Below are 6,191 nucleotides of genomic sequence, written 5' to 3'. Positions count from 1 at the left end.
TTATACTAAAATAGGCTCTAATGTAATAATGGAGCGAGATTAAATATAATCCCACCCCAACTATTGACAAAGAGCCTTACTTCTAATAGAAATAATTGCTCTTTTTGTATTGTTTCGTCTTATTTTATTTCATTTAAATCAAATGGTGTCGCTTGATATACATAGTAGTTTAGCCAGTTATTAAAGAATATATTAGCATGTCCCCGCCACCGTACTATAGGATCATTTAAAGGATCATCCTTATCAAAATAGTTTTTGGGTATATCTATGTTTACTCCTTTATCCTTATCTCTTTCATATTCAGCCTTTAGGGTGTTTGGATCGTATTCCGGGTGTCCAGTAATAAAGATATCCCTCTCATCCTTTGAAATAGCCATATATACTCCGGCTTCATCTGATTCTGATAAAAGTACTAAGTTTTTATTGTTTAAAATATCTTCTTTTTTAACACTTGTGTGCCTTGAATGGGGCACGTAAAATTCATCGTCAAAGCCACGTAATATCTTTACGTTCTTTTTATTTATCTTATGTGTAAACACACCAAACATCTTTTTTGATAAAGCCTGCTTTGGTACCCCATAGTGGTACTTTAAACCAGCTTGCGCTCCCCAGCATATGTGCAGTCTAGAGTATACGTTTAATCGACTCCAATCCATAATCTCTTTTAATTCATCCCAATAGTCTACCTCTTGAAAGCATAAATGTTCAACCGGGGCCCCAGTAATAACCATCCCATCGAACTTTTCATTCTTAACTTCTTCGAAAGAACTGTAAAATTTCTCAAGGTGCTCTTGGGGCGTATTTTTAGAGTGATGACTTTCGGGGTGCAGTAGTGTAATATCAACTTGCAAAGGAGAATTTCCTAACAACCTTAAAAGCTGTGTTTCTGTTACAATTTTTGTTGGCATTAAATTAACGATTAATATTTTCAAAGGTCGAATGTCTTGTTGAAAAGCTCTTTGTTGGGTCATCACAAAGATATTTTCACTATTTAATATTTCTGTAGCTGGTAAATTGTTAGGTACTTTTATAGGCATAGGTTGTCTATCTCCTTTCAAAACATAGTTATCTATTGTATATTAATTTTGCAATACATATTTTTTATATTTGTCATAATACTTAGTCTCTAAAATTACGTTACACATTACACCTTCTGTAACATATTCAGTTTCTATTGAAATTGCTTCTTTATGTAACTGTGAAAGCATACCACCTTCGTCGTAAGGTATACTAAGCTTAGCATTCGTCGTTTCATTTCCAACTTCTTCTCTTATAATACTAATTAATTCAATTAAACCAATTCCTTCAGTAGCAGAAATATTTATTGACTTTTCAGACTCTTTTGAAATTATAACATCCTCTATTTTATCAGTTTTATTGTATACGTCAATTATTTTTTTCTCTTCTACGCCTAGATCTTTTAATACTTTTAGTGTTGTATTTTTTTGTAATGCGTAATTTTCATTAGAGACATCTATTACATGTAGTAATAAATCTGCAAACTTCACTTCTTCTAAAGTAGCTTTAAAAGCTTTTACTAAGCTATGAGGTAGTTTGCTAACAAAACCTACTGTATCCGTAAGAATAAACGCTAATTTTTCTTCAAAGGTTAGTTTTCTTAATGAAGTATCTAGTGTTGCAAACAACTTGTCCTCCACATAAACATGCTTTGACTCCTCAGAATCTAATGACATGTTTAATAGGGCATTCATTAATGAAGATTTCCCTGCATTTGTGTAACCGACCATTGCTACAATTGGTAAATCAGACTTTATTCTTTGAGCTCGCTGAATGTCTCTATTCTTTTTTACTTCTTTTAACTGAGCCTCTACATCATCTATTCTTTTTAAAATATGTCTTTTGTCTGTTTCTAGTTTTTTCTCTCCTGGTCCCCGGGTACCGATCCCCCCACCTAATCGTGATAATTCTTTTCCTAATCCTACTAATCTAGGCAAGCGATATTTGAGCTGGGCAAGTTCAACTTGTAGCTTTCCTTCTTTAGTCTGTGCTCTTTGGGCGAATATATCTAGTATCAACGTTGTTCTATCTATAACATCTATCCCTAAAGCTTCTTCTAAATTTCTTATTTGAGAACCAGATAACTCATCATTAAATATAACCAAATTGGCATCGTAATCTAATGAAAGCTGCTTTAGTTCCTCGACCTTTCCTTTTCCTATGTAATAAGTTACATCCACTGATGGTCTATTTTGAATGGTTTTTATTAAAACTTCCGCCCCTGCAGTTTTCGCCAACTCTTCTAATTCATCGACGGAAGCCTCTATATCAATTTCACTTGGCTTGTGGGTATTATTTAAACCTATTAAAATTGCTTTTTGTTTAATTTCTTCATTCGTGTCTAACATCATTTTTTTACACTCCTAGCTTTATTTTATTCTTTATTTATAATATTTTTTAAATAATTTTTCAATGTTTTTATTCATACAGAGGTGTTATGTTTAAAAACTTATCTTCTGGTACTTGAATGTAATTTTGTGGAACCTTTCCAACGATAACGGTTTCTACTAACGGGACATGGGTTGCTATATTTACTCTATTGGAACTAAAGGGTACAATCACTTGTACTTCTGAATTAATTGTTAAATATATTCTGTGTCGTGTTTGATTGATCCCCGACTGATCAAATTCACTGGCAAAATTAACGTCAACAACACCAATCGGTGAAATGCCTAAATTTAACTTTGGTCCATATTTGGCTAATAACTGACTGCCTAAGGCACTACCTAATGGAATATGCTTAGAAGATGCTTTTACTTCATCCAGCTGTTCTTGAATTGTTAATGCTACATCTGAAGCAATTCTATTCATTAATATTGTATTGGCTTGCATCATTGTAATATTACCCTCTTCATCATGGGTCGTACTAATTAGATCGTTATAGGCTAGACCTCTTTCTAATACGTCACTTACTGAGGAATTAACAACTTTATTGGTAATTTCATGGGCTTTTAAATCCCCTAACGCTTGTACGGTGGGAGCGATGTTCTCATCAACGTATACAATTGTACCTAAAACTAGTATAAGTATGATTGCAATTAAAAGCATTACTTTCTGTTTAATATATTTTCTTTTCTTATACATATACAAAATGAGCACCCCCTTCTTATTATTATATGTAATATCCTACTTTTGTGATACTAACAAGTTTCAATTATAGTTTTTAAATTATACTTTTAATTCTTATGCTTTTATTGAATACCTATCCTGTAAAATTGGCTATACTGAACAAATATTATACTCTTAAAATAGCTTGGTTTGCATATTGATGCGTAGTTGTCCTTTTTATGATATAATGTTTAAGATGTAAAATTTTAAAAAGTTTTATTACTTTTTAATTTAGATGGAGGAATTTATATGACTCGAAAAAAACAAGAGGAACCAAATAATAAAAAAACAAGAAAAAAAAATAAAGGCAAAAACAAGAAGAAAATATGGCTTTATATTATAATTGCCATTGTTATACTAGGTATAATAGCTACTGGCGCAGTTTTTGGAATGGCTCTTCGCATTATAAGAGATACTGAACCAGTGGATGCAATAAGCCTTGAAAATCAATTGCATCAAAATAGCGAACTTCTAGAGAGAAATGGTAACTTGATAGAGACTATTGGTAATATAGAAAGTGATCCTATTTCTTTTAATGAAATGCCTAAATTGTTACGGGATGCAATTATTGCTATAGAGGATGAACGTTTTTATTCCCATAATGGTCTTGATTTCAGACGTATTATCGGCGCTGCATGGACTAATCTGCGTACGGGTTCTAGACAGGGTGCTAGTACTTTAAATCAACAAATAGCAAAAAATTTACATTTACAAAATACTGCTCAAACCTATGAACGAAAAATTCAAGATATGTATACTGGAGTAATGATTGATAGAGCCCTTTCTAAAGACCAGATACTACAGCTGTATTTAAACCACGTTTATCTTGGCGCTGTTAAAGGCCACGAAATTCATGGTGTTCAGGCAGCGGCTAAAAGTTACTTTAATAAAGATATTGGTGAACTGGAATTAGCACAATTTGCACTTATAGCTGGAATTCCAAGACATCCGGCTCGCTATACCCCAGTCCAAACAATTAGTAAAGAAAATGTTCAGGAAGGTCATTTTATCATAGATGATTCTGATTCGACCCATACTATTGTATTTAGGGAGAGTAGCCTTTCTAGACAGAAACTTGTTTTGGACCAAATGAAAAGACTTGGGTACATTACCCAGCAACAATACACAGAAGCACTTGACTTTGATATTCGTGAAAGTATTGATATCAGTTATATCGAGTCTCAAAGCAATGTATCATCCTATTTTGCTGATAGAGTTCGTGTTGATGTACTCCATGCATTACAAACTGGACTAGGTTATGCGGAGGATGAGGCTCGTACATTATTGTCATCTGGGGGATTAAGAATCTATACGACACTAGATCCTGATGTCCAAAATATTTTAGAAGAAGAGTTAAAAAACTTTGACTATCCCGCTTTTCATCGTGATTTTTTAAATCGTTTAGATAACAAAGGCCATGCTCGATATGAAAGAGATGAAAATGGCGTGGTCCGTGATAAAAACAGTGGCATTCACGCTATGCAAAGTGCTATGGTTATCACCAATAAACAAGGGGAAATTGTAGCAATGATGGGAGGCCGTGAGGATTACGGTCGAAGAGTAGATAATCGGGCTATCCAACATAGATCGCCGGGGTCATCCATTAAGCCTGTAGCAGTTTATGCACCAGCATTAGAAATGGGTTATACCGCAGGAACTGTAATTGATGATGTGCCTATACCACCAGATGCACTCCCAGGTAATGTGTTTGACAGATATAGAGGTCTAATGCCTCTTAGAGACTCATTAGCTTGGTCTAGTAACGTCGTTGCACACAGACTAGGCGATGAAATTGGCCCTCAAACTATGGTAGAATATATGGAAAAAATGGGTATGACCCGTGTATCAGGTGATGTTAATTTATCAACTGCCCTTGGAGGTATGACTTACGGTGTATCCCCCTTAGAAATGACAGCAGCCTATAATGCTATTTTAAATGGTGGCGTATATACAGAGCCAATTACCTTTACTCATATAACCGATCGGGAAGGTAATGTGATTTATGAAAATAAACCGTTAGGGAATCGGGTGTTAAGTCCCCAAGCATCTTATGTATTAACCTCTATGATGGAAAGTGTTATTACAACTGGTGGGGCTCCAGGTAGAATTAGTAATATGCCCGTTGCTGGTAAAACTGGTACTCATGCTGGTATTTCAGAACCTTTAAGAACAACCGATCTTTGGTTTGCAGGATTTACTCCATATTATACGGCTACTACCTGGATTGGTACAGGGAGAAACGAGGCAATCGACGGTAATAGTTGGGTTGCTACGAGGTTATGGCAAAATGTTATGTCTAGAATTCACGCTGAAATGCCTCATAAAAGTTTTGAAAGACCTGACGGACTTGTTTATGCCAATATTTGTACTAGGTCAGGAAAGCTAGCTACTGAGCTATGTGCTGATGCCCCGGGTGGAAGTACAGTAAGAAATGAAGTATTTATAAGAGGTACAGAGCCGACAGAATACTGCGATGTACACGTAGAAGCAGATATTCATGTGCCATCGGGTACTTTAGCAACAGAATTAACACCGATGTCTGAAGTTGAAACAAGGATATTTATAAGAAGACCTATACCATATAACCCAGCTGATTTCCCAGGTGTAACTCACCCTAATGACATTCAGTACGAATTGCCTACAGAATATTACGATCCTTTTAACGAGGAACATAACCCTAGTGGTCGACTGCCTTCGGATGAAGATGAATCAGATGAAGATGAATCAGATGAAGTTGAAGATAGTGAGGATAATAATGGGATAGATGATTCGGATGATGATATTGAAATTATTGAAAACGACGAGGAAGCCAATGAACCAGTCGATGCTGACAGGGACAGTAATGATAACGGAAATGGTAATGGCAATAACGGAAGTAGTAATGGCAATGGAAGTGACAATAATAGTAATGGGAATACCAATGGTAATAATGAAAACGAAGATGATTCTCATGACGATGAAGAGATTGTTGACTCAGAAGAATAACTGCAGAGACTGTAAATAAATTTGTGCTTATTGAGTAAATAATAAAACTCAATCTGGCAAGAAATATTCAGTTGGATATA

Annotated in this window: 4 protein-coding genes; 1 reads left to right on the top strand and 3 read right to left on the bottom strand. The window is 35.0% G+C overall.

The genetic code is table 11. From position 1 onward, the window contains the following. Window positions 1–119 precede the first annotated feature (119 nt). The 3 genes from metA to yunB all read right to left on the bottom strand — a co-directional run bounded on the left by metA (window position 120) and on the right by yunB (window position 3,102). A complete protein-coding gene (metA, locus tag RH915_RS11325) occupies window positions 120–1,037 on the bottom strand; it encodes a homoserine O-acetyltransferase MetA (protein WP_310480141.1) in 918 nt (305 codons plus the stop codon). A gap of 42 nt (window positions 1,038–1,079) precedes the next feature. Further along, window positions 1,080–2,366 (bottom strand): GTPase HflX, encoded by a 1,287-nt coding sequence (gene hflX, locus RH915_RS11320; protein ID WP_310480144.1) that lies wholly within the window; start codon window positions 2,364–2,366, stop codon window positions 1,080–1,082. Between the two features lie 70 nt (window positions 2,367–2,436). Continuing rightward, window positions 2,437–3,102: a sporulation protein YunB gene (gene yunB / locus RH915_RS11315; RefSeq protein ID WP_310480142.1), complete on the bottom strand. Its 666-nt coding sequence runs from the start codon at window positions 3,100–3,102 to the stop codon at window positions 2,437–2,439. A 273-nt stretch (window positions 3,103–3,375) separates the two neighbouring features. On the opposite strand from yunB, the gene RH915_RS11310 reads away from it, so the two are divergent. Beyond that, on the top strand, window positions 3,376–6,111 hold the full coding sequence (locus RH915_RS11310) for a transglycosylase domain-containing protein (protein WP_310480139.1): 2,736 nt from the start codon (window positions 3,376–3,378) through the stop codon (window positions 6,109–6,111). Window positions 6,112–6,191 lie beyond the last annotated feature (80 nt).

This window comes from Serpentinicella sp. ANB-PHB4 (genome assembly GCF_031432315.1).
In the GTDB taxonomy this organism is placed as follows: Bacteria; Bacillota; Clostridia; order Peptostreptococcales; family Natronincolaceae; genus Serpentinicella.
This window is presented reverse-complemented; position numbering and strand designations above follow the sequence as displayed.

Bases quoted from the DNA above. Each gene is read 5' to 3' on its own strand.
- metA (WP_310480141.1), bottom strand. From the start codon at position 1,037: ATGCCTATAAAAGTACCTAACAATTTACCAGCTACAGAAATATTAAAT.
- hflX (WP_310480144.1), bottom strand. From the start codon at position 2,366: ATGTTAGACACGAATGAAGAAATTAAACAAAAAGCAATTTTAATAGGT.
- yunB (WP_310480142.1), bottom strand. From the start codon at position 3,102: ATGTATAAGAAAAGAAAATATATTAAACAGAAAGTAATGCTTTTAATT.
- RH915_RS11310 (WP_310480139.1), top strand. From the start codon at position 3,376: ATGACTCGAAAAAAACAAGAGGAACCAAATAATAAAAAAACAAGAAAA.